This is a genomic window from Micromonospora sonneratiae (assembly GCF_042679305.1).
Taxonomy (GTDB): domain Bacteria; phylum Actinomycetota; class Actinomycetes; order Mycobacteriales; family Micromonosporaceae; genus Micromonospora_H; species Micromonospora_H sonneratiae.
In genome coordinates, this window is the sequence record NZ_JBHTMP010000018.1 from 26,135 (window position 1) to 52,106 (window position 25,972).

23 protein-coding genes and 1 tRNA gene are annotated in these 25,972 nt (G+C 68.8%); 20 read left to right on the plus strand and 4 right to left on the minus strand.

The window, feature by feature from the left end:
* The first annotated feature begins 31 nt into the window (after positions 1-31).
* On the plus strand, positions 32-1,006 hold the full coding sequence (locus ACFQ4H_RS13910) for a helix-turn-helix transcriptional regulator (RefSeq protein WP_377570816.1): 975 nt from the start codon (positions 32-34) through the stop codon (positions 1,004-1,006).
* A gap of 74 nt (positions 1,007-1,080) precedes the next feature.
* Here ACFQ4H_RS13910 and ACFQ4H_RS13915 read toward each other — a convergent pair whose 3' ends face one another.
* Positions 1,081-1,578: a hypothetical protein gene (locus ACFQ4H_RS13915; protein ID WP_377570819.1), complete on the minus strand. Its 498-nt coding sequence runs from the start codon at positions 1,576-1,578 to the stop codon at positions 1,081-1,083.
* A 551-nt stretch (positions 1,579-2,129) separates the two neighbouring features.
* Between ACFQ4H_RS13915 and pyk the strand changes: the two genes are divergently transcribed.
* From pyk to ACFQ4H_RS13935, 4 genes are all read left to right on the plus strand, one after another.
* Positions 2,130-3,581 carry a pyruvate kinase gene (gene pyk, locus ACFQ4H_RS13920; protein WP_377570820.1) on the plus strand — a complete coding sequence of 484 codons (1,452 nt, stop codon included), beginning with the start codon at positions 2,130-2,132 and terminating at the stop codon, positions 3,579-3,581.
* Complete coding sequence (locus ACFQ4H_RS13925; RefSeq protein WP_377570823.1) at positions 3,578-4,465, plus strand: acyl-CoA thioesterase; 888 nt, start codon at positions 3,578-3,580, stop codon at positions 4,463-4,465. Before pyk ends, ACFQ4H_RS13925 begins: the two co-directional genes overlap by 4 nt.
* A 23-nt stretch (positions 4,466-4,488) precedes the next feature.
* Entirely contained in the window at positions 4,489-4,974 is a 486-nt protein-coding gene (locus ACFQ4H_RS13930) for an RrF2 family transcriptional regulator (protein WP_377570826.1), read from the plus strand.
* A gap of 132 nt (positions 4,975-5,106) precedes the next feature.
* Positions 5,107-6,171, plus strand: a complete 1,065-nt coding sequence (locus tag ACFQ4H_RS13935) for a sulfite exporter TauE/SafE family protein (protein ID WP_377570828.1) — start codon at positions 5,107-5,109, stop codon at positions 6,169-6,171.
* Here ACFQ4H_RS13935 and ACFQ4H_RS13940 read toward each other — a convergent pair.
* On the minus strand, positions 6,070-7,521 hold the full coding sequence (locus tag ACFQ4H_RS13940) for an aminotransferase class V-fold PLP-dependent enzyme (RefSeq protein ID WP_377570831.1): 1,452 nt from the start codon (positions 7,519-7,521) through the stop codon (positions 6,070-6,072). The genes ACFQ4H_RS13935 and ACFQ4H_RS13940 overlap by 102 nt on opposite strands.
* Before the next feature lie 157 nt (positions 7,522-7,678).
* On the opposite strand from ACFQ4H_RS13940, the gene ACFQ4H_RS13945 reads away from it, so the two are divergent.
* Positions 7,679-9,481: a protein-arginine deiminase family protein gene (locus ACFQ4H_RS13945; protein WP_377570833.1), complete on the plus strand. Its 1,803-nt coding sequence runs from the start codon at positions 7,679-7,681 to the stop codon at positions 9,479-9,481.
* Between the two features lie 124 nt (positions 9,482-9,605).
* Here the strand turns inward: ACFQ4H_RS13945 and ACFQ4H_RS13950 are convergent.
* Positions 9,606-9,689 (minus strand) — tRNA-Leu (locus tag ACFQ4H_RS13950).
* 97 nt (positions 9,690-9,786) lie between these two features.
* Here ACFQ4H_RS13950 and ACFQ4H_RS13955 point away from each other — a divergent pair.
* The 14 genes from ACFQ4H_RS13955 to polA all read left to right on the plus strand — a co-directional run bounded on the left by ACFQ4H_RS13955 (position 9,787) and on the right by polA (position 25,134).
* Positions 9,787-10,416 carry an ANTAR domain-containing response regulator gene (locus ACFQ4H_RS13955; protein WP_377570835.1) on the plus strand — a complete coding sequence of 210 codons (630 nt, stop codon included), beginning with the start codon at positions 9,787-9,789 and terminating at the stop codon, positions 10,414-10,416.
* Positions 10,417-10,467: 51 nt separating this feature from the next.
* Complete coding sequence (locus ACFQ4H_RS13960) at positions 10,468-11,628, plus strand: WD40/YVTN/BNR-like repeat-containing protein (RefSeq protein WP_377570837.1); 1,161 nt, start codon at positions 10,468-10,470, stop codon at positions 11,626-11,628.
* Positions 11,629-11,986: 358 nt separating this feature from the next.
* Complete coding sequence (locus ACFQ4H_RS13965; protein WP_377570839.1) at positions 11,987-13,141, plus strand: branched-chain amino acid ABC transporter substrate-binding protein; 1,155 nt, start codon at positions 11,987-11,989, stop codon at positions 13,139-13,141.
* 132 nt (positions 13,142-13,273) lie between these two features.
* Positions 13,274-14,224 (plus strand): branched-chain amino acid ABC transporter permease, encoded by a 951-nt coding sequence (locus ACFQ4H_RS13970; protein WP_377570841.1) that lies wholly within the window; start codon positions 13,274-13,276, stop codon positions 14,222-14,224.
* Positions 14,221-15,330: a branched-chain amino acid ABC transporter permease gene (locus ACFQ4H_RS13975; RefSeq protein ID WP_377570844.1), complete on the plus strand. Its 1,110-nt coding sequence runs from the start codon at positions 14,221-14,223 to the stop codon at positions 15,328-15,330. The genes ACFQ4H_RS13970 and ACFQ4H_RS13975 overlap by 4 nt, the downstream gene beginning before the upstream one ends.
* A gap of 55 nt (positions 15,331-15,385) precedes the next feature.
* Positions 15,386-16,171, plus strand: a complete 786-nt coding sequence (locus ACFQ4H_RS13980; RefSeq protein ID WP_377570999.1) for an ABC transporter ATP-binding protein — start codon at positions 15,386-15,388, stop codon at positions 16,169-16,171.
* The gene (locus ACFQ4H_RS13985) at positions 16,161-16,871 is read left to right on the plus strand and encodes an ABC transporter ATP-binding protein (protein WP_377570847.1); all 711 of its coding nucleotides are present in this window, start codon (positions 16,161-16,163) and stop codon (positions 16,869-16,871) included. Before ACFQ4H_RS13980 ends, ACFQ4H_RS13985 begins: the two co-directional genes overlap by 11 nt.
* A 39-nt stretch (positions 16,872-16,910) precedes the next feature.
* Positions 16,911-17,813, plus strand: a complete 903-nt coding sequence (locus tag ACFQ4H_RS13990) for an ABC transporter substrate-binding protein (RefSeq protein ID WP_377571002.1) — start codon at positions 16,911-16,913, stop codon at positions 17,811-17,813.
* A gap of 10 nt (positions 17,814-17,823) precedes the next feature.
* The gene (locus ACFQ4H_RS13995; protein ID WP_377570850.1) at positions 17,824-18,846 is read left to right on the plus strand and encodes an amino acid ABC transporter permease; all 1,023 of its coding nucleotides are present in this window, start codon (positions 17,824-17,826) and stop codon (positions 18,844-18,846) included.
* Positions 18,843-19,652, plus strand: a complete 810-nt coding sequence (locus tag ACFQ4H_RS14000; protein WP_449289020.1) for an amino acid ABC transporter ATP-binding protein — start codon at positions 18,843-18,845, stop codon at positions 19,650-19,652. The genes ACFQ4H_RS13995 and ACFQ4H_RS14000 overlap by 4 nt, the downstream gene beginning before the upstream one ends.
* Before the next feature lie 156 nt (positions 19,653-19,808).
* Positions 19,809-20,837 (plus strand): AraC-like ligand-binding domain-containing protein, encoded by a 1,029-nt coding sequence (locus ACFQ4H_RS14005; protein ID WP_377570852.1) that lies wholly within the window; start codon positions 19,809-19,811, stop codon positions 20,835-20,837.
* Between the two features lie 58 nt (positions 20,838-20,895).
* Positions 20,896-21,399, plus strand: a complete 504-nt coding sequence (locus tag ACFQ4H_RS14010; RefSeq protein ID WP_377570854.1) for a peptidase inhibitor family I36 protein — start codon at positions 20,896-20,898, stop codon at positions 21,397-21,399.
* On the plus strand, positions 21,399-22,337 hold the full coding sequence (locus ACFQ4H_RS14015) for a hypothetical protein (RefSeq protein WP_377570856.1): 939 nt from the start codon (positions 21,399-21,401) through the stop codon (positions 22,335-22,337). Before ACFQ4H_RS14010 ends, ACFQ4H_RS14015 begins: the two co-directional genes overlap by 1 nt.
* Before the next feature lie 64 nt (positions 22,338-22,401).
* Entirely contained in the window at positions 22,402-25,134 is a 2,733-nt protein-coding gene (gene polA / locus ACFQ4H_RS14020) for a DNA polymerase I (RefSeq protein WP_377570859.1), read from the plus strand.
* 109 nt (positions 25,135-25,243) lie between these two features.
* Here polA and ACFQ4H_RS14025 read toward each other — a convergent pair whose 3' ends face one another.
* The gene (locus ACFQ4H_RS14025) at positions 25,244-25,867 is read right to left on the minus strand and encodes a GNAT family N-acetyltransferase (RefSeq protein WP_377570862.1); all 624 of its coding nucleotides are present in this window, start codon (positions 25,865-25,867) and stop codon (positions 25,244-25,246) included.
* Positions 25,868-25,972 lie beyond the last annotated feature (105 nt).

The window sequence follows — 25,972 nt, forward strand, 5'->3', positions numbered from 1 at the left end:
CGTGTCAGTGGAGCGCGGCAAACTTGCCACCATGCGTGCCAGCAGACTGCTGTCCATCCTGTTGCTGCTCCAGGCACGGGGGCGGTTGACCGCCCAGCAGTTGGCCGACGAACTGGAGGTTTCGGTTCGTACCGTCTATCGCGACATGGAGTCGTTGGCCGCGGCCGGCGTCCCGTTGTACGGGGAGGCCGGCCACGACGGCGGCTACCGGCTGGTCGACGGCTACCGCACCCGGCTCACCGGCCTGACCGCCGGCGAGGCCGAGGCGTTGTTCCTGGCCGGGCTGCCCGGTCCGGCCGCCGATCTGGGGCTGGGCACCGTCCTGGCCACTGCCCAGCTCAAACTGATGGCGGCGCTACCGGACGAGTTGCGGGACCGGGCCAACGTGTTGCAACAGCGCTTCCATCTGGACCCGGCCGGTTGGTACTCGGCACCGGACCCCACCCCGCATCTGGCCGCCGTGGTGGACGCGGTGTGGCATCAACGCCGGATCCGGGTGCGCTACCACCGCTGGACGGCACCACAGGACGTGATCCGCACGCTGGAGCCGTACGGCGTGGTGTTCAAGGCCGGTCGTTGGTACCTGGTGGCGCGGGGAACGGACCGCATCCGTACGTACCGGGTCTCCCAGATCCGCCGGGTGTGGACCCTCGACACGCGGTTCGACCGGCCGGACGGATTCGACCTGGCCGGGCACTGGCGGGCCTACCTGGACGACTTCGACGTACGGCGACAGCGCGGCGTGGCGGTCGTACGGCTGTCGGCAGACCTGCTGGCGCACCTTCCAGACCTGGTGGAGCCTGGGGTGGCACGGGCGGCCCGGGAGAGTGCGGAACCCACGGATCGCGATGGCTGGCTGCGGGTCGTGATTCCGATCGAGTCTGTCGAGCACGCCACCGGCATGCTGCTGCGGCTCGGGGCGAACGCCGAGGTGTTGGCCCCCATCGAACTGCGGGAGCGGATCGCGGAAACCGTCACCGCGATGGCGGCGACCTACGCGGTCTGATCCCGCGTCCCGCCGTTGGTTGCGGAGCAGCCACCGGCGGGACGCGGGACCGACTCGGGTCGGGCCGGATCGGGTCAGGAGAACTTGACGGAACTCGCCCGGTTGTTCCAGCCACTGCCGATCTTTCCGAGGTTCGACGATCCGTCGATCCACACCGAGGACGCACCCTTGAAGTTGAAACCGTCGTAGAGCTTGACGTCGCATCGGTTGTAGGTGCGTACCGAGCTGAGCCGGTTGTTCCAGCCGATCTCGGCGAGGTTGTCCCACTGCCACTCGGCGTCGTATCCCGGGGTGCATCTGCGGGACTGGACCCAGGTGTGTGTCGCGCCGGTGTAGCCGGTGCCGGCGTAGAAGATCGCGATGGTCAGCGCCGTGGGTCCCACGTCGCTGAGTTGCCGGGCCTGCTGCGGGTCGGCTGCGCAGGCGACCTTCTGGCTGTCGAGGTTGACGACGCAGTGCTGCGCCGATGGGTCGGCACCTGCGGTGGCGGTGGCTGGTGCGGCGGCCAGTGCGGTTGCGCCAACCAGGCAGGACAGTGCGGCGAGAGTGGCGAAGGCGGTCCGGATAGCCATCTTCTCTCCTCCTTGTTGGGTGATGTCATGACCCGAGGGAAAGAGTCAACTTGGGCGATTAGCCCTGAACCTCACCGTAGTCACCGCTTTTGTGAGACCCATGTAGTCAGTCGGATTTCTGTCAGTTGTGCCGCTTGTGGGATCCCTGGTCATCCAGTAGCTACTTCCGCGCCCGTCAGGCGCTCGTAGAGCCAGCCGAACCGGTCGATCCGCCACTGTCGCCCGAACACGATCCGCCAAGAGCTTCGTGCGCCGGTGAAGCGGCTGTCAGAGCGTTCAATAGATTGAACAGGTGTTCAGTCGTCGCTGTCCCGTCGGGCGCCGGGCCCGGTGCGGCACGCAACGCCCTGCGCGTGCCGTTCCGTCGAGGAGTAGGATCTCCGGCGCTGCGGTCGATGAAGCCCGCCCAGAGCGCCTCCGGTGTGACGACCCACGTGACCCCGTGGAAGCCACCCGGCGGCCAGTTGCGCGCACCGCGCGACGCTGAGAACAACTGATCCGAATTCCGACAGGGTCGGCTGGTGGGTCGATCCGGGAGAGAGACTAGCCTGATGGGCGTGACACGCCGCGCGAAGATCGTCTGCACCCTTGGCCCTGCCACCTCGTCGCCGGAGCGGATCCGGGGGCTGGTAGAGGCTGGCATGGACGTGGCCCGGCTCAACTTCAGCCACGGCAGCCACGCCGATCACGAGCAGGTCTACCAGTTGGTCCGCCAGACGGCCAAGCGAGCGGGACGGGCGGTCGCCGTGCTGGCCGACCTCCAGGGGCCGAAGATCCGACTGGGCCGGTTCGCGGACGGTCCGCACGAGTGGCGTACCGGTGACTCCGTGGTGATCACCGGCGACGACATCCTCGGTAGCAAGGACCGCGTCTCCTGCACCTACCGCAAGCTGCCGCAGGAGGTACGCCCCGGCGACCGGCTCCTGATCGACGACGGCCGGGTGGCGGTCGAGGTCAGCGCGGTCGACGGCAACGACATCCGGTGCCTGGTGACCGAGGGTGGTCCGGTCTCCAACAACAAGGGTGTCTCCCTGCCCAACGTCGCGGTGAGCGTGCCGGCGCTGTCGGAGAAGGACGCCGAGGACCTGCGCTTCGCGCTCGGCCTCGGGGTCGACCTGGTGGCGCTGTCGTTCGTGCGGTCGCCCGAGGACATCAAGCTGGTGCAGGCCATCATGCAGGAGGTCGGCGTACACCGGCCGGTGCTGGCCAAGGTCGAGAAGCCCGAGGCGGTGACCCACCTGGAGGCGATCGTCGCCGCCTTCGACGGGATCATGGTCGCCCGCGGTGACCTCGGCGTGGAGTTGCCGCTGGAGCAGGTCCCGCTGGTGCAGAAGCGGGCCGTGCAGATGTGCCGGGAGAACGCCAAGCCGGTCATCGTCGCCACCCAGATGCTCGACTCGATGATCGAGAGCTCCCGGCCGACCCGCGCCGAGGCGTCGGACGTCGCCAATGCGGTGCTGGACGGTGCGGACGCGGTGATGCTCTCCGGCGAGACCAGCGTCGGACGCTACCCGATCCTCACTGTGGACACCATGTCCAAGATCATCAGCACCACCGAGGCCGGCTCGCTCGGTGTGCCCCGGTTGCAGCACGATCCCCGTACCCACGGTGGGGCGTTGACCATTGCCGCCTCCCAGATCGCCCGGGCGATCGGCGCCAAGGCGATGGTCGCCTTCTCCCAGACCGGTGACACCGTACGGCGACTGTCCCGGCTGCACTGCGACCTGCCACTGCTGGCCTTCACCCCGGTGCCGGAGGTACGCAGCCAGCTCGCCCTCTCCTGGGGCGTGCAGACCTTCCTCATGCCGTTCGTTCAACACACCGACGACATGTTCCGGCAGGTCGACCAGGCGCTGCTCGACCTCGAGTGGGCCAAGCCCGGCGACCATGTGGTGATCGTGGCGGGCAGCCCGCCCGGCACGCCCGGCTCCACCAACACCCTGCGGGTGCACCAACTCGGTTCGCTCAACCACGCGGCAGCGGTGGCACGGGTGATCCGGTGACCCAGGAGGAAGGCGTCCTCGTCGGTCAGGCCGCGGTCGACGAGCTGCTCAAGGTGCTCGACCTGGACCGGACCGGCGAGATGTCCTTCCAGGGAATGAGCCCGTCGGTCGGACCGCAGCGGGTGTTCGGGGGCCAGGTCGCCGGACAGGCCCTGGTGGCCGCCGGGCGGACCGTCGACCCGGCCCGGTTGGTGCATTCGCTGCACGGCTACTTCGTCCGTCCCGGTGATCCGGCCGAACCGATCGCCTACGAGGTGGAGAACATCCGCGACGGGCGTTCGTTCTCCGTACGCCGGGCGGTGGCGCTGCAACACGAGAAGCCAATCTTCTTCATGTCGGCGTCGTTCCAGGTGTCGGAGGAGGGGCTGGACCATCACGCGCCGGCCCCGCCCGACGTGCCCGGTCCGGACGAGGTGCCCACCATGGTCGACCGGTTGGGTCGCTATCCAGAGCGGCTGGGCGTCTGGTCGATCATCCCCCGCCCGATCGACGTGCGGTACGTCGGCGAGCCCGGCTGGGTACGCCCTGGTGACCGCCCGGCCGATCCGCACCAGCGGGTCTGGATGCGTATCGACGGCAAGCTGCCCGATGATCCGCTGCTGCACGCCTGCGCGTTGACGTACGCCTCGGACCTGACACTGCTGGACTCGGTGCTGTCGGTGCACGGCGAGGTGTGGGGCCCCGGCGGGGTGGTGGGCGCGAGCCTGGACCACGCGCTGTGGTTCCACCGTCCGTTCCGGGCCGACGAGTGGTTCCTCTACGACTGCTGGAGCCCGTCGGCGTCCGGTTCGCGTGGGCTGGCCACCGGTCGGATGTTCTCCGCCGACGGTCGGCAGATCGCCAGCGTCGTACAGGAGGGACTGCTGCGCCGGGTGGGTGCCTGAGCCGGTCGGTTAGTCTCTCCGACATGCGTCTTTCCGCCCGGGTCGACTACGCGTTACGTGCCATCGTCGAGCTTGCCGTGGTCGTCGGACGGGACACCGAGGGCGGTGAGCCGGGGCGCCGACCGAGCCCCGTCACCGCCGAGCAGATCGCCCGAGCCCAGGACATCCCGCCGAAGTTCCTGGAGAGCATCCTGCTGCAACTGCGCCGGGGTGGCGTCGTGCACGCCCAGCGTGGTCCCGAAGGCGGCTACTGGCTGACCCGCCCGGCGACGGAGATCTCGCTGGCCGAGGTGATCAGGGTGGTGGACGGTCCGCTGTCGCACGTGCGGGGCCAGCGCCCGGAGGACCTCGGCTACCAGGGAGCGGCCCGCGCGCTGCAGGAGGTCTGGATCGCGCTGCGGGCCAGCGAGCGCGAGATTCTGGAGATGGTCACCATCGCCGACGTGGCCAGCGGCAAACTGCCCGATCGGGTACGCAAGCTGGCCGCTGACCCGGCCGCCTGGAGCTGACGATCCCCGGTCGGCCCCCGACCGCCACCCGGACGTATCCGTCCCAGCCCTCGGTAAGGGATTGACCCTGGCTGCCCACTACCCGCATTCTCGACTAAGTCAGTAGGTTATGTCGAAAACTCGGGAGCGCGCATGCGGAAGCTGTTGATCCTCGCGCTGGTCGGCCTGGTCGCGCAGTTGGTCGACGGGGCGCTGGGCATGGCGTACGGACTCACCTCCTCGACGTTGCTGCTGATCAGCGGAGTCGCACCCGCCACGGCATCGGCCTCCGTACACCTGGCCGAGATCGGCACCACCCTTGCCGCCGGTGTGTCCCACTGGCGGTTCGGCAACGTGGACTGGCGCGTTGTCGGCCGCATCGCGCTGCCCGGCGCGATCGGTGCGTTCGCCGGCGCCACCTTCCTCAGTTCCATCTCCACCGAGGTGGCGGCCCCGTGGATGGCCGGAATCCTGTTCCTGCTCGGCGGCTACCTGCTGCTGAGGTTCGCCCGACCACTGCCGACGGTGACCCCGAACAGCCGCCCGCTGCGTAGCCGGTTCCTCGCCCCGCTCGGCCTGGTCGCCGGCTTCGTGGACGCCACCGGCGGGGGCGGCTGGGGACCGGTGGCCACCCCGTCCCTGATGGTGTCCGGGCGGCTGGAACCGCGAAAGGTGATCGGGTCGGTGGACACCAGCGAGTTCCTCGTCGCCGCGGCAGCCAGCATCGGCTTCCTGCTCGGCCTGGGCACCGACGGCTTCCTCTGGGCGACCGTGGTGGCGCTGCTGGTCGGTGGCCTGATCGCCGCTCCGATAGCGGCCTGGCTGGTACGCGTCGTACCGGCACAACTGCTCGGGGCGGCGATCGGCGGAGTGATCGTGCTGACCAACGCGCGAACCCTGATGCGGGGCTTCGAGCTGGCCGGTCCGGTCCAGACGGTCGGATACCTCGTCCTCGCCGCCGGGTGGTCGACCGCTCTCGTGCTGGCGATCCGGGCCCTGCGGCGCCCCACCACCTCCGGCGGGAGCCTGGCGCCGGGTGGGCCGTCGAGCCTGGCGCCGGGTGGGCCGTCGAGCCTGGCGCCGGGTGGATCGTCGGACGCTGCGCCCGACGGGTCGTCAGACCGCGTCCCGGTCGACGTGCCCAGGCCCGTCCTGGCCGGCCAGCTCCGCGATGAGTTGCCAGGCCAGCGCGACATCCCGGTGCGTGGTCAGCGGTGACCCGACCGCCAGCCGCAGGGTGTACCGGCCAGCCACCCGGGTGTGCGTCAGATACACCCTGCCGGTGGCGTTCACCCGGGTCAGGAGTTCGGAGCTGGCCTCGTCGCCGGCCCGCAGCCGGAAGCAGACCAGGGAGAACGGGTGTGGGGCAGCCACCTCGAAGCGTTCGTCGGCCGTTACCCGGTCGGCGAACCAGGCAGCCAGCTGCACACCCGACCGGATGTGCGCCCGTAGCCCCTCGACGCCGTACCAGCGCAGCACGAACCACAGTTTCAGGGCGCGGAACCGGCGGCCGAGCGGCACCTGCCAGTCCCGGTAGTCGATCACGGCACCGGACTCGGTGGCCGCGTTTCGGAGGTACTCCGGCAGCACGCTGAGCGCCTCGATCAGTTCCGCCCGGTCGGCGACCCAGAACGCGTCACAGTCGAAGCCGGTGAGCAGCCACTTGTGCGGGTCGAAGCAGTACGAGTCGGCGTACTCCAGGCCGGAGTGCGTGTAGCGGAACTCCGGACAGACCGCAGCCGCACCGGCGTACGCGGCGTCGACGTGCAGCCAGACGCCGTACTCCCGGCAGATCTCACCGATCTCGGGTATCGGGTCGATCGCCGTGGTCGACGTGGTTCCGATCGTCGCCACCACCAGGGCCGGTACGACCCCCGCAGCCCGGTCCGCCTCAAGCGCCGTACGCAGGGCCTTCGGGCTCAACGCCAGTGTCTCGTCGACCTCGACCGCGCGTACCCCGTCGTCGCCGAGCCCGGCCAGCCGGGCCGCCTTCTCGATCGAGGAGTGCCCCTGGGTCGAGGTGTACACCCGGTAGCGTCGCGTCACGCCGCTCATCCGCCACTCCCCACCGCTGGCCCGGTGCAGCGCGGCGAGGGTCGCCACCAGGGTGGCCGAGGAGGCGGAATCCTGGATGACCCCACCACCGGGCCCGGTGGACCGGAACCGGGGCGGCAGGTCCAGCAGGTGTGCCAGCCAGTCCAGCATCACCGTCTCGACCTCGGTGCAGGCCGGCCCGGTGGCCCACAGCATTCCCTGTACGCCCAGCCCGGCGGCGACCAGGTCGCCGAGCACGCTCGGGGCGCTGGTGTTCGCCGGGAAGTAGCCGAAGAACCCGGGGTGCTGCCAGTGGGTCAGTCCCGGCGCGATCACGGTGTCTAGGTCGGCGAGGATCTGCTCGAAGCCCTCGCCGTATTCCGGTGGTGTCGCTGGCAGCCGGGCGGTGACGGTGCCCGGTGGGTCGTTCGGAGTTACCCGACGATCGTGCAGGCCGGACCAGTAGTCGGCGATCCAGTCCACGACCTCGTGTCCGTGGCGGCGGAACTCGTCGGGATCCATGTGCGTTGCCATTGGCTAAGCCGACCAGGGATTCCGCCATTGGGCAAGCTCTTCCGGGCAGATGACGACCCGGGCGCTGCTCGTGGGGCTGGTAGCAGGGTATGGACGCGCTGAAAAATCTGCGATTGTCTATCTGTCTGGCTTCGTGCGATCAGCTGGGAGGAACGGGATGAAGGGAAGGGCCATCGGCCTGGTCCTGCTGACGGTGGCGACGACCATCCCCGCGATGCCTGCTTTCGCGGCCACCCGGGTCCTGCTCCGGGCGGACGTGAACCGGGACGGGGTCCTGTCCGCCGACGACGACCGGGACCGCCACCTGTGGACCGCCGGACGGGGTGCGATCGTCCTGCCCAACCTCGACGACGACCAACGCCGGTGTCCGCCCGGGGAGAGCTTGAGCGACGATGCCTTGGCAGCCTGCAACGATGCGGCCGACGAGGTGGTCAACGGGACGGCCGACCTGATGGATCTGGCCCCGCTGCGGGTCGAGCCGCTGCTGGCGGACTCGGCCACACTGAGCGTCTCCACCACCCGGATACGCCTCTTCGCCCGCCGTGACGGTGGATACCGCCCACTCGGTCCGACCACGGAACTGACCTCCCGGGAGCTGCGGTACGGCGTCACCCTGGCGGCCGAGGCGCGTGACATCGTGCGGGACCCCGCCGGGTGGGACGGGACCGCCGATGTCACGCTGCGGGCCCGGCGGGGCGATGTGACCCGGTCCGACCAGGTCCGGCTACGGGTGGCGCCGCTGTTGTTCCAGCACAGACTGCTGCCCGTGCGACAGATGATGGTGGCCGACATGACGCCGCTACCGGAGCGTCCGGGGGAGCACCAGTTCCGCCGGGACCTGCGCCGTGAGCTGGTCGAGGCGGGCGTGCGCCGGCCGTTCCTGGAGTACCCGGTCGTCGGTGACGACATCTGGATGCAGGACCTGTTCGAGCCCGCCTATCTGTCGGCACCGGGACCGGGTGGGCGAGAACAGCGGATGACGATCTATCTGAGGGTCGCCAACCCCAACCCGGACGGTTGGTCCGCCGATCGTCCGTTGCGTCCGTCGGCTCGGGGGGCGTTCACCCGACTGCGGGGCCCGGACGTCGGGGCGGTGCAGCAGTACGACCCGCAGCGGGTCGCCGACCCGGCCCAGTACCGCAACGGCACCTTCGACTCGGCTGGCAACTTCGACACCATCCCGCCGTACGGAGTGCACCGCACCGGGCGGATGCTCTACGGTGCCCGCGCCGGCACGGACTTCGGACCCGATCCGACCTTCACCCGGATGCTCGCGGCACAGGGCTACCAGGCTCCGGTCGTGGTCGACACCAGTTGGCTGGCGGTGGGGCACACCGACGAGTTCCTTGCCTTCGTACCGGCCCGGAACTCCCGGGGCTGGGCGCTGCTGGTGGCCGATCCCGGCCTGGGTCTGCGGTTGCTCGAGCGGTTGGTCTCGCAGGGGGCTGGTGGTCAGCGGCTGGTCCAGGGCGTTGCGCCCGAGTTGACCGAGGATCCGGGACTGACCGTCGCCGAGGCCGTCGGCAGGACCGAACTGCGCGAGGGGACACGACTGGCGACGATCGGCGTGAACCGCGCGCTCGGGATTCTCCGCCGGGAGACCGGACTGACCGAGTCGGAGATCGTACGGGTCCCCGCGCTCTTCAGCCACATCTCGATCGACGGCTACCCCCGGGACGGTCTCACCTACCTCTATCTGCCGGGTGCCGCCAACGGGGTCAGTACCGGCACCGGAACCTATCTGGCGCCCAAGCAGCACGGGCCACGGGACCGTACCGGCGTGGACGTGTTCCAGCGGGCGGCCGAGCGGGCGTTGGACCGCGTCGGGGTGCGGACCGGCTGGGTGGAGACGTGGGAGTACTCGCACACGTTCGGCCTCGTCGGCGGGGAGGTCGACTGCGTCACCAACGCGGTACGGGACCTGTCCGGTACGACCCCCTGGTGGACCAGCCCCAGCTGAGCGGCTCTGAGCCCCCGATCTCTCCCGTGACGACGGCGAGGAGCGTCAGGGGGATCCGAGTCAGGGAGATCTGAAGGGGCCAGATGAATCCGCCCACCCGTTGGAGACGGGTGGGCGACTGATGTGCCGGGAGCGGGACTCGAACCCGCACGCCCTTTCAGGCAGATGCTTTTGAGGCATCCGAGTCTGCCGATTCCTCCATCCCGGCACCGCCATCCCGGCGGCTGGGCCTCACTGTACCCGACTAGGCTCATGCGGCAGCATGGGTGGTGGCAGTTCCGGAATGACGGTGGGGGTAGGGGTCCGTGGCCGATACACAGGCGGGTGCCGAGCGCAGGCGGGTGCTGATCGCCGAGGATGAGGCGCTCATCCGGCTGGATCTGGCTGAGATGCTCGTCGAAGAGGGCTACGACGTGGTCGGGGAGGCCGGCGACGGGGAGACCGCCGTACGCCTGGCCGAAGAGCTGAAGCCGGATCTGGTGATCCTCGACATCAAGATGCCGATCATGGACGGATTGGCGGCTGCCGAGCGGATCGCCGGCAACCGGATCGCGCCTGTGATCATCCTCACGGCGTTCAGCCAGCGGGATCTGGTCGAGCGGGCCCGGGCCGCCGGCGCGATGGCCTACCTCGTCAAGCCGTTCCAGAAGAGCGACCTGGTGCCGGCGATCGAGATTGCGCTCTCCCGCTACTCCGAGATCTCCGCGCTCGAGTCCGAGGTGGCTGGGCTGACCGACCGGCTGGAGGTCCGCAAGACCGTCGAGCGGGCCAAGGGCGCGCTCATGACGACGTACGGGATGACCGAACCGCAGGCGTTCAAGTGGATCCAGCGTACCGCCATGGATCATCGGATGACGATGCGTGAGGTCGCTGAGCGGATCATCGCCGAGGGTATCGGCGGGGACGCCGGCGAGAACGCCCCGACCCCGAGCTGACCCGCATCCGGTCCCACCTGGATAGTCGACGGCCTATATAGGATCGTCGGCGTGGCCCGTACGTGGCGTACCGTCGCCGTGGTCCTGGTGATCACGATGCTGGCTGGCGGCTGTCGAGGGTCCACCCCCGGTGAGGTGGAGCCGTTCCGCCCGGGCTGGTCGGCGGTTGCGCTGCCGCCGCCCGCCGGGCCACCGGGCCGACTGGTGTTACGCGACGTGGCCGCCTGCGCCGGGCGGTGGTTTGCGGTGGGTGCGGTGCGGGCCGCCGACGGGGCTACCCGGCCGGCGGCCTGGGCCAGTACGGACGCACGGACGTGGACCGCGCTCGCCGTCACCGGCACGTCCCACTACGGCCGGCAGAACATCCTCTACGCGGCAGCCTGCCGCGACGGCCGGTTGGCCGCGATCGGGTCGAAGGTCGGTGGGGTACACGGCAATCCCCGGGTGAGCACCTGGGCCCAGGCCGACGAGGGGCGGCTGGCGGAGGTGCCGACGCCGTTCGAGCGCTTCGGCGGGCCGGAGGCGGTGAACGTCGCCCGGATGGTCGGCGGACCGCCCGGCTGGCTGATCGTGGGCAACCGGGTACGGGGGGCTGCGGTCTGGCTGTCGGCGGACGCCACGGAATTCGAGCTCGTCGACGGCGCGTCGGAGTTGGCCAGCGACGCGCGGGGCAGGACGTGGGTGTTCGACGCGGTCGCGACGACGCAGGGCTGGTTGGCGGTCGGCGCGGTACGGCACACCGGTCGTACCACTCCCGAACCGGTCGCCTGGGCCTCCGGGGACGGCCGGACCTGGCGACGGCTGGACGTCCCGGTGGCCGGTGGCTCCGGCGAACTACAGCGTGTTGCCACTGTCGACGGTGTGCCGGTCGCGGTCGGGCTGTCCGACGGGAGGTTCGGGGCCTGGCGGGCGGGTGGCGACGGCTGGGCGAGGGTGGGTCGGTTCGGCACCGTCACGGGTCCGGGCCTGCCCTCGGTGCGCGGCGTCGCCGTGGCTGGTGACCGGCTCGTCGTGGCCGTCGTAGACGGGTCGGGACACGAGCTGTGGACCTCGACCGACCACGGTGGATCATGGCGACGGATTGTCGCTCCACTTGGTACGGCGCGGCTGGACGGTGACTCCGGGATCGCGGTGGCGACCGCCGGGGACCGGTTGCTGCTGGCGGTGGACGACGCGGGGGGCGCGACGATGTGGCTGACCGGGATCCACTAGTTGATCGACGAATCTCTTTTGCTGGCCGGGTGTCGTCCGAGAGTCGTATCGGTAAGGGGGAATATGTCGACTGGTCCTTACTTAGTCTTCGCGGTGTTCAGGACCGCTTCCGGGGTCGGGCGTTACCGCAGGGTGCGGCTGAGGTCGGGCGGTCGGCCGGGAGCCTCTTACAGTCACCGGGGTCGGTCGACAACGGCGTGTAACGGTTAGGTCAACGCCGTCTCCGGGGTCTACCGGCGTGGATAGATGGTGGGATAACGTCCGGCCCCAGACCGCGACGACGGTCTGGTTCGTCCGCTCCCGCAAGGGCCAATCCGTGGCGGGTGGTTCGGGCCATTGGACGGAGGAGGATCGGGCCTTGAGGCAGAAGTTCTCGCGCGTGCTCGGCGGCGTGGCAATGCTGGCTCTCGTCGCTGGTGGTACCGCCTGCAGCGGTGGTGAAGAGGGAGGCGAAGGCAGCGCCTGCGGCAACAAGATCGCGTTCTTCGGTGCGCTGACCGGCAGTTCGGCCGCGCTCGGCATCAACGAAAACAACGGTGTCAAGCTGGCGGTCGACCAGTACAACAAGGAAAACGCCGACTGCAAGGTCGAGTTGGTCCAGCTGGACTCGCAGGGCAGCCCGGACCAGGCGCCCGGCCTGGCCCAGAAGGCGATCGACGATGAGAAGATCCTTGGCATCGTCGGCCCGGCCTACTCGGGTGAGTCGGAGGCCGCGAACCCGCTCTTCTCCGAGGCGGGCCTGGTGCACATCACCGCCTCGGCGACCCGGCCGAGCCTCGCCGAGCAGGGCTGGAAGACGTTCTTCCGGGCGGTCGGCAACGACCTGAGCCAGGGCCCGGCGGCCGGTAACTACATCAAGAACGTCATGAAGGCCGAGAAGGTCTTCGTCGTCGACGACCAGTCCGCGTACGGTGCCGGTCTGGCCGACGAGGTCAAGAAGGTGCTCGGTGCCGCCGTCGTCGGTACGGACAAGGTGCAGGGCGAGGGCAAGCAGGTCGACTTCTCGGCCACCGTTGCCAAGATCAAGAGCGCTGGCGTGGGCGCCATCTTCTACGGCGGTTACTACCAGGAGGCCGGGCTGATCCGTAAGCAGCTCAGCGCTGCTGGCGTCACCGCGCCGCTGGTCGCCGGGGACGGTGTCAACGACAACAACTACATCACCTCGGCCGGCCAGGCGGCAGCCGAGGGAACCATCCTCACCTGCCCGTGCGCACCGGCCACCGAGGCCCGGGGCAACTTCGTCGAGGAGTACAAGAAGCTCAACGGCAGCGACCCGGGCACCTACAGCGACACCGCCTACGACGCGGCGAACATCCTGCTGGCCGGCATCAAGGCTGGCAAGACCAGCCGCGCCGACATGCTGGAGTTCGTCAAGGGCTACTCGGGCGAAGGGGTTGCGGCCACCTACAAGTTCACCGCGACCGGTGAGCTGGACCCGGCGCAGGTCAAGGTCTGGGCGTACAAGGTCCAGGGCGGCCAGGTCGTGCCGGTCCAGGAGATCCCGAAGGTCTGAGTGCCGGTCAGCCGGCACAGGGGGACACAGATGTGATCGCGGGTGCGGCCGGGAATTCGCTCCCGGCCGCACCCGATCTGTATCTCCGACCTGATCCATCTGCATCTCCAACCTTGATGGAGCGCTCCTACCTTGAACTTCGACGGACTCTTCTCCAACTTCGGAGAACTCACCGCCACCGGCCTGACCCAGGGGGCCATCTACGCCCTGGTCGCGCTCGGCTACACGCTCGTCTACGGCGTGCTGCGACTCATCAACTTCGCCCACTCCGAGGTCTTCATCGCCGGCGCCTTCGCGGCGCTCTGGACGTGGGGCGCCTTCGGCCTCAACCAGGACTCCGTGGTTACCGGTGTCGGTTCGATCCTGCTCTACCTGCTGGTCGGAATGGTGGTCGCCGCGCTCGCCTCGGCACTCACCGCGACCGTGATCGAGCGGGTCGCGTACCGCCCGCTGCGGCAGCGCAACGCGCCACCGTTGGCCTTCCTGATCACCGCGATCGGTGCCTCGATCGCCATCGCCGAGGCGTTCGGCATCTACACCCGGCGGCTGCCCCAGGGGGCGCCGACGATCGTCAAGAACGACACGCTCTTCACCATCGGCGGTGCGGACATCACGGTCGTGCAGCTGCTGACCGTCGGCGCGGCGTTGGCGATGATGATCGGGCTGGACCAGTTCATCAACCGTAGCCGGATCGGCCGGGGGATCCGGGCGGTGGCCCAGGATCCGAACACGGCCGCGCTGATGGGGGTCAACAAGGACCGGATCATCCTGATGGTGTTCATCGCCGGTGGTGCCATGGCCGGCGTGGCCGGGATGCTCTACAACATCAAGATCGGCTCGCTGACCTACAGCGTCGGTTTCCTGCTGGGGCTCAAGGCGTTCACCGCTGCGGTCCTCGGTGGCATCGGCAACCTGCGCGGCGCGCTGCTCGGTGGGCTGCTGCTCGGCCTGGTGGAGAACTACGCCTCGGGACTGTTCGGTACGGAGTGGAAGGACCTTGTCGCGTTCGTGGTCCTGGTGGTGCTGCTGATGTTCCGGCCGACCGGGTTGCTCGGTGAGTCGTTGGGGAGGGCACGGGCATGACCGGCGTTCGGGAAAAGCTGCACAGTGGCCGGGAGGCGATGGCCCACCGGTGGCACAACGCACCCCGCTGGGTCCGCTGGGCCACGCTGGCCGCAGTGATCGTGTTCTTCTACGCCCTGCCGAACAAGGAGTTCTACCAGTACCTCGGGCCGATCCCGACGACCGGGTCGAACTTCTCCCAGGTGCTGTTCACGGTCTCCATCTACGTGTTGCTGGCCGTCGGTCTCAACATCGTCGTCGGCTTCGCCGGCCTGCTGGACCTGGGCTACTTCGGCTTCTTCGCGGTGGGTGCGTACACGGTTGCGTTGCTGACCTCGCCGGCCAGTGACCTGAAGTCGAACTGGCCGTGGCTGGCGGCGGTACCCCTGGCGATCGGCATCACGATGCTCTCCGGGGTGCTGCTCGGCCTGCCCACCCTGCGGCTGCGTGGGGACTACCTGGCGATCGTCACCCTCGGCTTCGCCGAGATGATCCGGGTCGCCGCGACCAGTTCCGACTTCCTCAAGGGACAGCGGGGCCTCAACAAGATCCCGCACCCCCCGGGGACGTACGCCGACGGCCGTCCGGTCTTCGGGGTGCTCGACGCGCGGCCCTACTACTGGCTGGTGCTGACCCTGATCATCCTCGTGGTGATCGGGGTGCGGAACCTCAACCGCAGCCGGGTCGGCCGGGCCTGGATCTCGATCCGGGAGGACGAGGACGCGGCCCAGCTGATGGGTGTGCCGACGTTCAAGTTCAAGCTGTGGGCGTTCGCCGCCGGTGCGGCGATCGGCGGTCTGGCCGGGGCGCTCTTCGCCGGCAAACAGAACTTCGTCAGCTCGCAGAACCTGGAACTGCTCAACTCGATCATCATCCTGGCAGCGGTGATCTTCGGTGGATCCGGCAACATCGTCGGCGCGATCGTCGGCGGTGGCCTGGTCGCGTACATGATCGAGCGGTTCCGGGGCATCGAGTTGTTCGGTGTGGAGCTGTACGAGTACCGCTTCCTGTTCTTCGGTCTGGTGCTCGTGGTCATGATGATCTTCCGGCCGCAGGGCCTCATCGCAAACCGACGACGCGCGGCGGAGTTCAAGGACCGTCGCAAGGAGGTGACCGTCGGTGGGTGAGACCGCACCGAAGCCAACCGTTCCCACCCAGGGCACGGCCCCCGATGTCGAGCAGGTGCCGCCCGGCCGTGAGCCGCTGCTGGAGGTGGACAACGTCACGCTGCGTTTCGGTGGCGTGGTCGCCCTGGACCAGGTGGACTTCACCCTCTACAAGGGGGAGATTCTCGGCCTGATCGGGCCGAACGGGGCCGGCAAGACCACCTGCTTCAACGCGATGACCGGGATCTACCAGCCGACCGAGGGCGAGATCCGGTTCCGGGGACAGCGGATCGTCGGCAAGAAGCGGCATGTCATCACCCAGATGGGCATGGCGCGGACGTTCCAGAACATCCGCCTCTTCCCCGAGATGACCGCCATGGAGAACGTCCAGGTCGGCGCGGACGCGCACCACAAGACGAGCGTGCTTTCGGCGCTGTTCCGCCTGCCCCGACACTGGCGGGAGGAACGCGACGGCCGGGAGAAGGCCGAGCGGCTGCTGGAATTCGTCGGCATCTCACACCGGATCCACGAGTACGCCCGCAACCTGTCCTACGGCGAGCAGCGGCGGTTGGAGATCGCCCGGGCACTGGCGACCGATCCGGTGCTGCTGTGCCTGGACGAACCGGCGGCCGGATTCAACCCGGCGGAGAAGGAGGAACTCCTCCAACTCATCCGGAAGATTCGCGACCAGGGCATCACCGTGCTGTTGATCGAGCACGACATGCGACTGGTCATGGGGGTCACCGACCGGATCGTGGTGCTGGAGTTCGGAAAGAAGATCGCCGAAGGTCTCCCCGCCGAGGTGCGGGAGGACCACCGGGTGGTCGCGGCGTACCTGGGGGTGCCGGACGATGCTGCTTGAGATCGAGAACATGAGCCTGCTCTACGGGCGGATCCAGGCGCTGCACGGGATCAGCCTGACCGTCGACGAGGGCGAGATCGTCGCCCTGATCGGCGCGAACGGTGCCGGCAAGACCACCACCATGCGGGCCATCTCCGGCATCCGTCCGATCGCCTCGGGCAGCATCCGGTTCGGCGGCGAGGACATCTCCAAGCTCCGGCCCGACCTGCGGGTACGGCGTGGCCTGTGCCAGGCGCCGGAGGGCCGGGGTGTCTTCCCGGGCATGTCCGTGCTGGAGAACCTGGAGATGGGCGCCTTCACCCGCCGGGACAGCGCGGGCGTGGCGGCCGACCTCGACCGGGTGTTCCAACTGTTCCCCCGGCTGCTGGAACGGCGCAAGCAGCCCGGCGGCACACTCTCCGGCGGTGAGCAGCAGATGCTGGCGGTGGGCCGGGCACTGATGAGCAGACCGCGACTTCTGCTGCTCGACGAACCGTCGATGGGCCTGGCACCGATGCTGATCCAACAGATCTTCGCGATTATCAAGGAGATCAACGAGCAGGGCATGACGGTGCTGGTGGTGGAGCAGAACGCGCATCAGGCGCTCTCCCTCGCGCACCGGGCGTACGTCCTGGAGACCGGCCGGATCGTCAAGAGCGGCATCGGCTCGGAACTACTGCACGACGAAGCGGTCAAAGAGGCGTACCTGGGTGTGGCCTAGCCGGTCACCGGCTCAGTTATCAGGAGGGAACTCATGTCCATGTTCAGCAACGGCGGCCGGCGCAGCGCGCTCGGTCTCGCCGGCGCTGCTCTACTCACCTTCTCTCTCGCTGCCTGTGGTGAGAAGGAGAGCGTCGACCAGCCGGGAGCCGGACCCACCGTGACGGCGGGGGCGGACGCGGCGTTGGCAGCGAAGGTGCCGGACTCGATCAAGTCCGATGGAAAGATCATTGTGGGCACCGACTCCACGTACGCCCCGGCCGAGTTCCTCGACACCGACGGCAAGACGGTCATCGGCTTCGACGTGGAGCTGTTCGCCGCGGTCGCGGCCAAGTTGGGCCTCAAGGCCGAGTTCGTCTCGGCGAACTTCGGCGACATCATCACCGGCGTCAACACCAGCAAGTACGAGGTCGGCGTCTCGTCGTTCACCATCAACGACGAGCGCAAGACCCAGGCCAACATGGTCAGCTACTACCAGGTCGGCACCCAGTGGGTGACCAAGAAGGGCAACCCGGCCGGGGTCACGCTCGACAACGCCTGCGGCAAGAAGATCGCCGTCCAGAAGGACACCGTGCAGGTGCCCGACGTCGAGGCCCGGTCGAAGAAGTGCACCGACGCTGGCAAGCCGGCCATCACCATCGAACAGTTCCCCGGACAGGACGCGGCGACCGCCGCGGTCATCTCCGGCAAGGACGACGCGATGCTGGCCGACTACCCGGTCGGGGTGTACGCCGTCACCAAGTCCGAGGGGCAGCTGGAGCTGCTCGACAAGATGTACGAGGCGGCGCCGTACGGATATGTGGTCGCCAAGGACCAGGCGGCGTTCGCCGAGGCGGTCCGGGACGCGACCAAGGCGCTGATCGTCGACGGTTCGTACCAGAAGATCCTCGACAAGTGGAAGGTCGGCGACGGAGCGATCACCGACCCGGCGATCAACCCGTGACGCGTCCACGATGACGACCGAACAACAAGCGACACCCGTACGGGCACGGCCGGCACCGATCAAGGCCGTGCCCGTACGGCATCCCGGGCGCTGGGTGGCGATTGCCGTACTGGCGGTGCTGGCGGCGATGTTCGTGCACGTGTTGCTCACCAACGACGCCTTCAAGTGGGCGTACATGGTCGACAACATGTTCCGGCCGCCGATCATCGAGGGCCTGCTGTACGGCACCGTGCTGATGACGGTCAGCGCGATGCTGATCGGGGTGACGCTCGGCGTGATCTTGGCGGTGATGCGGCTGTCGCCCAACCCGGTCCTGCGGTCCGTCGCCTGGCTGTTCACCTGGTTCTTCCGGGCCGTGCCCCGGCTGGTGTTCCTGGCCGTCTTCGGCAACATCGGCATCCTCTGGAGCCGGCTGGAGTTCGGGGTGCCCTTCGACACCCAGCTCGGTCAGCTCTTCGGCATCGACAACCTGCACCTGCGGCTGTTCGGGTTCTCCTCCCGGGACCTGCTCAGCGGCTTCATGGCCGGGTTGCTCGGGCTGGCGCTGTCCGAGGCCGCGTACATGGCGGAGATCGTGCGGGCCGGTATCCAGTCGGTCGATCCCGGGCAGAGCGAGGCCGCCGCCGCGCTGGGTATGAGCCGGGGACAGGTGCTGCGCCGGGTGGTCCTGCCGCAGGCGATGCGGGTGATCATCCCGCCGACCGGCAACGAGACCATCGCGATGCTCAAGGACACCTCGCTGTTGATGATGGTGCCGTACAGCACGGAGCTGTTCTTCCAGCTCGACAGCGTGGGCAAGCGGGAGTTCCAGATCTTCCCGATGTACGTCGCGGCCTGCCTGTGGTACCTGCTGCTGACCAGCGTCCTGCTGGTGGGGCAGTACTTCCTGGAGCGGCACTTCTCCCGGGGGTACGGCACCAGCCAACGGGCCCGGCTCAGGCTACGCGGCCTCGTCGCGGAGTCTGGCGGCGGTGGGAAGGCCGATGGCGGTGCGGAAGCCGGTGGTGGGGTGGAGAAGGTGAAGGAGAAATGACCGAGTTGGTCGTTCCGGCGCAGGCCGACCCGCCGACGGCGGAGGCCGGGCTGATGGTGTTGGCCGAGGACGTGCACAAGTCCTTCGGCTCGCTGGAGGTGCTGCGCGGGGTCGACCTGGCGGTACGTCCGGGCGAGGTGTGCTGCGTACTCGGTCCCTCCGGGTCGGGCAAGTCGACCTTCCTGCGCTGCATCAACCACCTCGAGAAGATTGACGCTGGTCGGATCTGGGTGGACGGCGAGCTGATCGGCTACCGCCAGCGGGGTGACAAGCTCTACGAGCTGCGGGAGAAGGAGGTGGCCGCCCAGCGCCGGTCGATCGGCATGGTGTTCCAGCGGTTCAACCTGTTCCCGCACATGACCGTCCTGGAGAACGTCGTCGAGGCGCCGGTCCGGGTGCGCCGGGAGAACCGTTCGGTGGCCCGCGAACGGGCGGAGGCCCTGCTGGCGCGGGTCGGCCTGGCCGACAAACTGGCGACCTATCCGGGGCAGCTCTCCGGCGGTCAGCAGCAACGGGTGGCCATCGCCCGCGCGTTGGCGATGGAGCCCAAGCTGATGCTCTTCGACGAGCCGACCAGCGCGTTGGACCCGGAGCTGGTGGGTGAGGTGCTGGACGTGATGAAGGATCTCGCCCGCGACGGGATGACGATGGTCGTCGTCACCCATGAGATCGGCTTCGCCCGGGAGGTCGGCGATTCGTTGATCTTCATGGACGGTGGCGTGGTGGTCGAGTCGGGTGCCCCGCGCGAGGTGATCGCCAACCCGCAGCACGAGCGGACCCGGGCCTTCCTGGCCAAGGTCCTGTAGTCCGGACCTGCCAGGTGTCGTTGGCCGGGACCGATCCCGGTGCCCGGCCAACGCCTGAACCGGCTCGGGCTGACCTTACGGTAGGCCGTTTTGTCGGGGCCAGGACAGAGAGTTGACGCTCCCCAGGAAGGGGTGGAAACTCGCCCAGGGTGATAGATGATGTTCTATTACGAGGGGCGAACGGACGTACTGCCCACCAAGGATCGCCAGGCATGGTGGCAGGAGTGGTCCCGACAGACGATCGTGCCCACCACGATGCAGTTCGACCAGGACGGCGATTACCGGGCCGCGTTCCGGTGCATCGACCTGGGTGGTGTCCGGGTTTCCTGGATGAGTTACCAGTCCATGCGCTACCACCGCAGCGCCAAGCTGGTGCGTCAGTCCGATCCGGAGTTCTTCTACCTGGCCGTCAACCTCGCCGGCCGGCTCGGCGTTGCCCTGGCCGACCGGGAGGCCGTGCTCGACGTACGGGAACTCACCCTGTACGACACCTCGCGGCCGATGCACGGCCGGATATCCGACGAGGGGCGGGCCGCGGTGCAGGTGCTGGTCCAGGTGCCCCGAAGCCTGGTGTCACTGCCCGCCAACTCGGTCGACCGGCTCATCGGGGTACGTCTGCCGGGGCGCGCCGGGATGGGTGGCCTGCTCACCGCGTACCTTGTCGGCCTGATCGAGCAGGCGCGGTGCTACCAGCCGGGGGACGCGGTCCGGCTCTCCACGGCCACCGTGGACCTGGCCACCGCGTTGCTGGCGCACCACCTCGATGTCGGCGGACACGTGTCGTCCGAGGCCCATCAACGGGTCCTGCGGTACCGGATCGACAATTTCATCCAGCGACACCTGGGCCACCCCGGGCTTTCGCCCGCGATGATCGCCACCGCGCACGGGATCTCACAGCGGTACCTGTACAAGCTCTTCCACGCAGAGGATCTGACCGTTGCCGCGTGGATCCGCCACTGCCGGCTGGAGCGGTGCTGTCGCGACCTCGCAGATCCCCGCCTGCGTACCCGTCCGATCCACACCATCGCCGCCCGTTGGGGGTTCAGCAGCAATGCCCACTTCACCCGGCTCTTTCGTGCCGTCTACCAGTTGACACCCGGTGAATTCCGGCAGCGGACACTCTCGTCCGGGGAACCGGTGCACGATCAGTCAACGACGGTGCAGCGATCGTCAATGAATTCCTGACTGCCGTTCCGCATGCTCGTTGTCATCGCTCTTTTCCTCATGTCGAAGGAGTTCCAGCATGACAAGGCATGCCCTACGAAAGAGGGCGCTGGCCCTTACCGCCGGTCTGTTGCTGGTCGGTGCCTCGCTGATCGTCGGCAGCAGCCCTGCGGCGGCGAAGCCGGTCGCCGGCCCGCAGCCGGCGGCCGGGACGGTCCAGGTGGAGGAGGTCGGGGAGGGCGGCGTCGGCGCGCTCGGTCTGGCTGCCTGCCCGAGCACGTACGCCTGTTTCTGGGTGCACGACAACTACGCGGGCACCATGGGAAAGGTGGAGGGTAACAACCCGGACTTCAGGGGCCTCTACAACAGTTCCGGCTGCACCAGGTACGCGGGCACCTGGAACGACTGCATCACCTCGATCGCAAACCGAGGGACCCAGTGCACCGTCTATTTCTACAAGGATGCCGGCTATGCCGGCGGCTCCATTGCCCTCGCCAGAAACGACGAGGTAGCGAACATCGGTCTGCACTGGGGCGCGTCGTGGAACGACAGCATCAGCTCCAACCGTTGGTGTATCCGGTAATGAGAAGTCCGGCGCGGACGGCATGTCTCCTGCTGGCCGTGTTGGCCGGGCCGGCCGGTTGCGCCCCGGCGCAGCCGGCCGACCCGGCTCCACCGCCCATCCGTCCGCAGATCTCCACCGACGCCGTCGACCTGGCCACCCGCTCCGGTACCTGGCCGAAGACCGAGCAGATCCTCGAGACCGCCCTCAACCGGTTGACCCACGAGTGCATGGCGGCGCAGGGCTTCGACCACCCGGCCCGCCCGGGCGCCCTGCTCTCCGTACCCGAGGACGAAGCGGCGGTGATCGACCTGCCGCGTCGGCGACGGTACGGATACGAACTGGCCAGCGCCGAACCGGGGCGGGACGGGGCCACCGGGGGACCGCCCGGGGACCCCGCCTACGAACGCCTGGACCGGGTGGAGCGGCAACGTTACGACCTTGCCTTCTTCGGTCCGCCCGGGGACACCGCGACGGTGGACACGCCGGAGGGCCGGCACTACCGGGTCCCGAGACGGGGCTGCGTGGCGCAGAGCCGTCAGGGACTCGTCGGGGACGTCGTCCTCTGGGCCCGCATCACCTACCTACCGGAGGGGATCAACAATCGACTGGCGGCCCAGGTTCCGACGGCGCCGTCCTACGTCTCGGCGATGGCGGTGTGGCGATCGTGCATGTCGGCACGGGGACACCACCACGACACACCGCAGGCGGCCCGGAGGTCGATCAAGGACGAGCTGGTGGCGACCGGGCCGACCGTCGTACTCCGGAAACGCGAGATCGCCGTCGCGGTCGCCGACGGTGAGTGTGCGGCGCGGGCCCATCTGCCCTCGACCGCACTGCGGGTACGGCGGGAGGCGGTGGCGTCCCTGCCAGAGTCCGATCTCCGGGTCCTCGCCGAGTTGACCATCGAGCGCAACGCCGCGCTCGCCCACGCCGAGCGGATCACGAACGGTCGGTGACGACGGTGCTGGATCACGTGCCGGTTTCCAGGCTTGTCGGTGGGGCGGGCTAGAGTCACGTGCTGTGACAGCTTCGACCCCGCGCCTGCTGCTTGTCGACGGCCATTCCCTGGCATACCGGGCATTCTTCGCCCTGCCGGTGGAAAACTTCTCCACCACCACGGGGCAGCCGACCAACGCGGTCTACGGCTTCACCTCCATGCTGATCAACGTGCTGCGCGACGAGCGGCCGACCCACATCGTCGTCGCCTTCGATGTCTCCCGTCGGTCGTTCCGCACCGAGCTCTACCCGGAATACAAGGCGGGTCGCTCGGAGACCCCGGCTGACTTCGCCGGACAGGTGAGCCTGGTCAAGGAGGTCCTCGACGCGCTGCGGATCCCGGTGGTGGAGAAGGTGGGCTACGAGGCCGACGACGTGCTGGCCACCCTGGCCAGCCAGGGGCGGGCCGAGGGCATGGAGGTGCTGATCAGCACCGGTGACCGGGACGCCTTCCAACTGGTCGGGGACCGGATCACCGTGCTCTATCCACGTAAGGGCGTCTCCGACCTGGCCCGGATGGACCCGGTGGCGGTGACCGAGCGCTACGGGGTCGGTCCCGATCGCTACCGCGACCTGGCCGCCCTGGTGGGGGAGGCCAGCGACAACCTGCCGGGGGTGCCCGGCGTCGGCCCCAAGACGGCCGCCAAGTGGATCAACCTGTACGGCGGCGTCGAGGGTGTGGTGGCCCGTGCCGACGAGATCAAGGGCAAGGCCGGTGAGAGCCTGCGTGAGCGGCTGGCCGACGTGATCCGTAACTACGAGATCAACTGCCTGGTCTCCGATCTTGAGCTGCCGCTGCGGGTCGAGGACGCGCGCTGGGCCGGTTGGGACCGGGAAGCGGTGCACCAGGTCTTCGACACGCTCCAGTTCCGGGTGCTGCGGGACCGGCTCTACCAGTACCTCGAGGCGGTGGAACCCGAGGCCGAGGCCGGCTTCGACCTGGTCGGTGAGGTGCTGCGGCCGGGCCAGGTGGCGAACTGGCTGGCCAGCAACACCGCTGCCGACGCGCCGGTCGGTGTGGCGGTCGCCGGCACCTTCGGCCGTGGCACCGGCTCGTTGACCGGTGTGGCGCTGGCCACCGGGAGCGGGACAGCGGGCTGGTTCGACCCGGCCCAGCTCGACCCTGCCGACGAGGCCGCCGTGGCCGCCTGGCTTGCTTCCGCCGATCGGCCGAAGGTCCTGCACGACAGCAAGCCGGCACTGCTGGCCTTCGCCGCCCACGGTTGGGACCTGGCCGGTGTCGTCCGCGACACCGCGCTGGCCGCCTATCTGGCCCGACCCGACCAGCGGTCCTACGACCTGACCGACCTGGCCCTGCGCTACCTGCACCGGGAACTGCGGGTCGACGCGCCGGAGACCGGCCAACTCACCTTCGACGGGTTGGGCAACGACGGCGAGATCGAGCAGAACCTGATGCTGCGGGCCCGGGCCACGCTCGACCTGGCCGACGCCATCGACGCCGAGTTGGCCCACGACGGGCGGGGTGGCGGCGCGCCGCAGCCCGGCGAAGCCGACACCTCGGCCGAGCTGTCGGCCCGCCTGATGAGCGGTGTGGAACTGCCGCTGGTCCGGGTGCTGGCCGGGATGGAGCGGGTCGGCATCGCCGCCGACACCGACTATCTGTCCGAGTTGGAGGCGGACTTCGCCGCCGAGGTGAAGGCAGCCGCCCAGGCGGCCCACCAGGCGGTGGGTCGGGAGTTCAACCTGGGTTCGCCGAAGCAGTTGCAGGAGATCCTCTTCACCGAGCTGGGACTGCCGAAGACCAAGAAGATCAAGACCGGCTACACCACCGACGCCGACGCGTTGCAGTGGCTGTACGCACAACAGCCGCATCCGGTGCTGGCACACCTGCTACGGCACCGGGACGTCGCCCGGCTCAAGTCCACTGTCGACGGACTGCTCAAGTCCATCTCCGACGACGGGCGCATCCACACCACGTTCCACCAGACGGTGGCGGCCACCGGTCGTCTGTCGTCGACCGATCCCAACCTGCAGAACATCCCGATCCGTACGGAGGAGGGGCGGCGGATCCGGCGGGCGTTCATGGTGGGGCAGGGCTACGAGACGCTGCTGACCGCCGACTACAGCCAGATCGAGATGCGGATCATGGCGCACCTCTCCGCCGACGATGCGCTGATCGAGGCGTTCAACTCGGGCCTCGACTTCCATGCCGCCACCGCATCCTCGGTGTTCGCGGTTCCGGTCGCCGAGGTGGGTGCCGACCAGCGGCGCAAGATCAAGGCGATGAACTACGGCCTGGCGTACGGGTTGAGCGCCTTCGGTCTGTCGCAGCAGCTCGGCATCACCGCCGAGGAGGCCCGTGGCCTGATGGAGGAGTACTTCAGCCGGTTCGGCGGAGTCCGTGACTACCTGCGCGAGGTGGTGAAACGGGCCGTGCAGGACGGCTACACCTCCACCATCCTGGGCCGGCGTCGCTATCTGCCCGACCTGGTCAGCGACAACCGGCAACGGCGGGAGATGGCCGAGCGGATGGCCCTCAACGCACCGATCCAGGGCTCGGCCGCGGACATCATCAAGGTGGCCATGCTGCACGTCGACACCGCGTTGCGGGAGTCCGGTCTCCGTTCGCGCATGCTGCTCCAGGTCCACGACGAACTGGTCTTCGAGGTGGCCGAGGGTGAGCGTGAGGTGCTGGAGGCCCTGGTGCGCCAGCAGATGGGTGAGGCGTACCCGCTCTCGGTGCCCCTGGAGGTGTCGGTCGGCGTGGGCCGGGACTGGAACAGCGCCGGCCACTAGCGGCAACCACCGACCGCCCTGGCCACCGCTTCCTGCGGCGCCTCCGATGGGCGGGTGGCCCCGGTAGGGTTTGTGGTGCCCGGGGCATGAGCCCCGGGCACCACCAGTGTCAGACGCCGAACGCGGCGGCGTACCGGATGGTGCCGGCCGGGACCGGACGGGTGCCGTCGAGGGCCACGGCCATCATGTTCTCGTCGGGTACCTCGAAGGGCGCCCGGATGCCGTAGCGGGAGGCGGGGATGAAGCCGAACCGCGGGTAGTAGGCGGCGTGACCCAGGACGACGACGAGGTTCTCTCCCATGGCTCGGGCGGCGTCCAGGGCGGCGCGGATGGCGGCGGAGCCGGCGCCGGTGCGCTGAACCCGGGGCAGTACCGCGCACGGACCGAGGGCGAGGGCGGGAACGCCGTCTACGTGGCAGCGGGTGAGCAGTGCGTGCCCGACCGGAGTGCCGTCATCGGCTGCGGTGACCATGGACAGGCCGTCGATCCACGCCTTCGGGTCGGCGCGCAGGCCGTCGACGATGTCGGCTTCGACAGCGGCGGGAAAGGCGGCGAGGTTGATGTCGCGGATGGCGGCGATGTCGTCGGTGGTCTCGGGGCGGGTGGTCCAGGCGGTCATGGTGGTCCCGTTCTCGGTGGTGGTGTCGGGTGTGTGGTTTCGGGGGCGGAGAGGGTAGGTGGTGTAGTGGTGGTCGGTGCTGGGAACGTGGCCGGACGCGTCTGTGCCGGTCACCGCTGGCGCTCCCGGGGCCGGCCACTGTTCGGATGGACCTCAGCGGACGAAACGGGTAGGCGGCGTGGAGGCTCTCCGTCAGCCGCCGTCGGTAGCTGTCCGGAC

Coding starts and splice junctions, on each gene's coding strand:
- ACFQ4H_RS14015 (WP_377570856.1), top strand. CDS start 21,399: ATGAGAAGTCCGGCGCGGACGGCATGTCTCCTGCTGGCCGTGTTGGCC.
- ACFQ4H_RS13940 (WP_377570831.1), bottom strand. CDS start 7,521: ATGGCAACGCACATGGATCCCGACGAGTTCCGCCGCCACGGACACGAG.
- ACFQ4H_RS13935 (WP_377570828.1), top strand. CDS start 5,107: ATGCGGAAGCTGTTGATCCTCGCGCTGGTCGGCCTGGTCGCGCAGTTG.
- ACFQ4H_RS13975 (WP_377570844.1), top strand. CDS start 14,221: ATGACCGGCGTTCGGGAAAAGCTGCACAGTGGCCGGGAGGCGATGGCC.
- ACFQ4H_RS13930 (WP_377570826.1), top strand. CDS start 4,489: ATGCGTCTTTCCGCCCGGGTCGACTACGCGTTACGTGCCATCGTCGAG.
- ACFQ4H_RS14000 (WP_449289020.1), top strand. CDS start 18,843: ATGACCGAGTTGGTCGTTCCGGCGCAGGCCGACCCGCCGACGGCGGAG.
- ACFQ4H_RS13910 (WP_377570816.1), top strand. CDS start 32: ATGCGTGCCAGCAGACTGCTGTCCATCCTGTTGCTGCTCCAGGCACGG.
- ACFQ4H_RS14010 (WP_377570854.1), top strand. CDS start 20,896: ATGACAAGGCATGCCCTACGAAAGAGGGCGCTGGCCCTTACCGCCGGT.
- ACFQ4H_RS14005 (WP_377570852.1), top strand. CDS start 19,809: ATGATGTTCTATTACGAGGGGCGAACGGACGTACTGCCCACCAAGGAT.
- ACFQ4H_RS13915 (WP_377570819.1), bottom strand. CDS start 1,578: ATGGCTATCCGGACCGCCTTCGCCACTCTCGCCGCACTGTCCTGCCTG.
- ACFQ4H_RS13945 (WP_377570833.1), top strand. CDS start 7,679: ATGAAGGGAAGGGCCATCGGCCTGGTCCTGCTGACGGTGGCGACGACC.
- ACFQ4H_RS13985 (WP_377570847.1), top strand. CDS start 16,161: ATGCTGCTTGAGATCGAGAACATGAGCCTGCTCTACGGGCGGATCCAG.
- ACFQ4H_RS13995 (WP_377570850.1), top strand. CDS start 17,824: ATGACGACCGAACAACAAGCGACACCCGTACGGGCACGGCCGGCACCG.
- ACFQ4H_RS13990 (WP_377571002.1), top strand. CDS start 16,911: ATGTTCAGCAACGGCGGCCGGCGCAGCGCGCTCGGTCTCGCCGGCGCT.
- pyk (WP_377570820.1), top strand. CDS start 2,130: ATGGGCGTGACACGCCGCGCGAAGATCGTCTGCACCCTTGGCCCTGCC.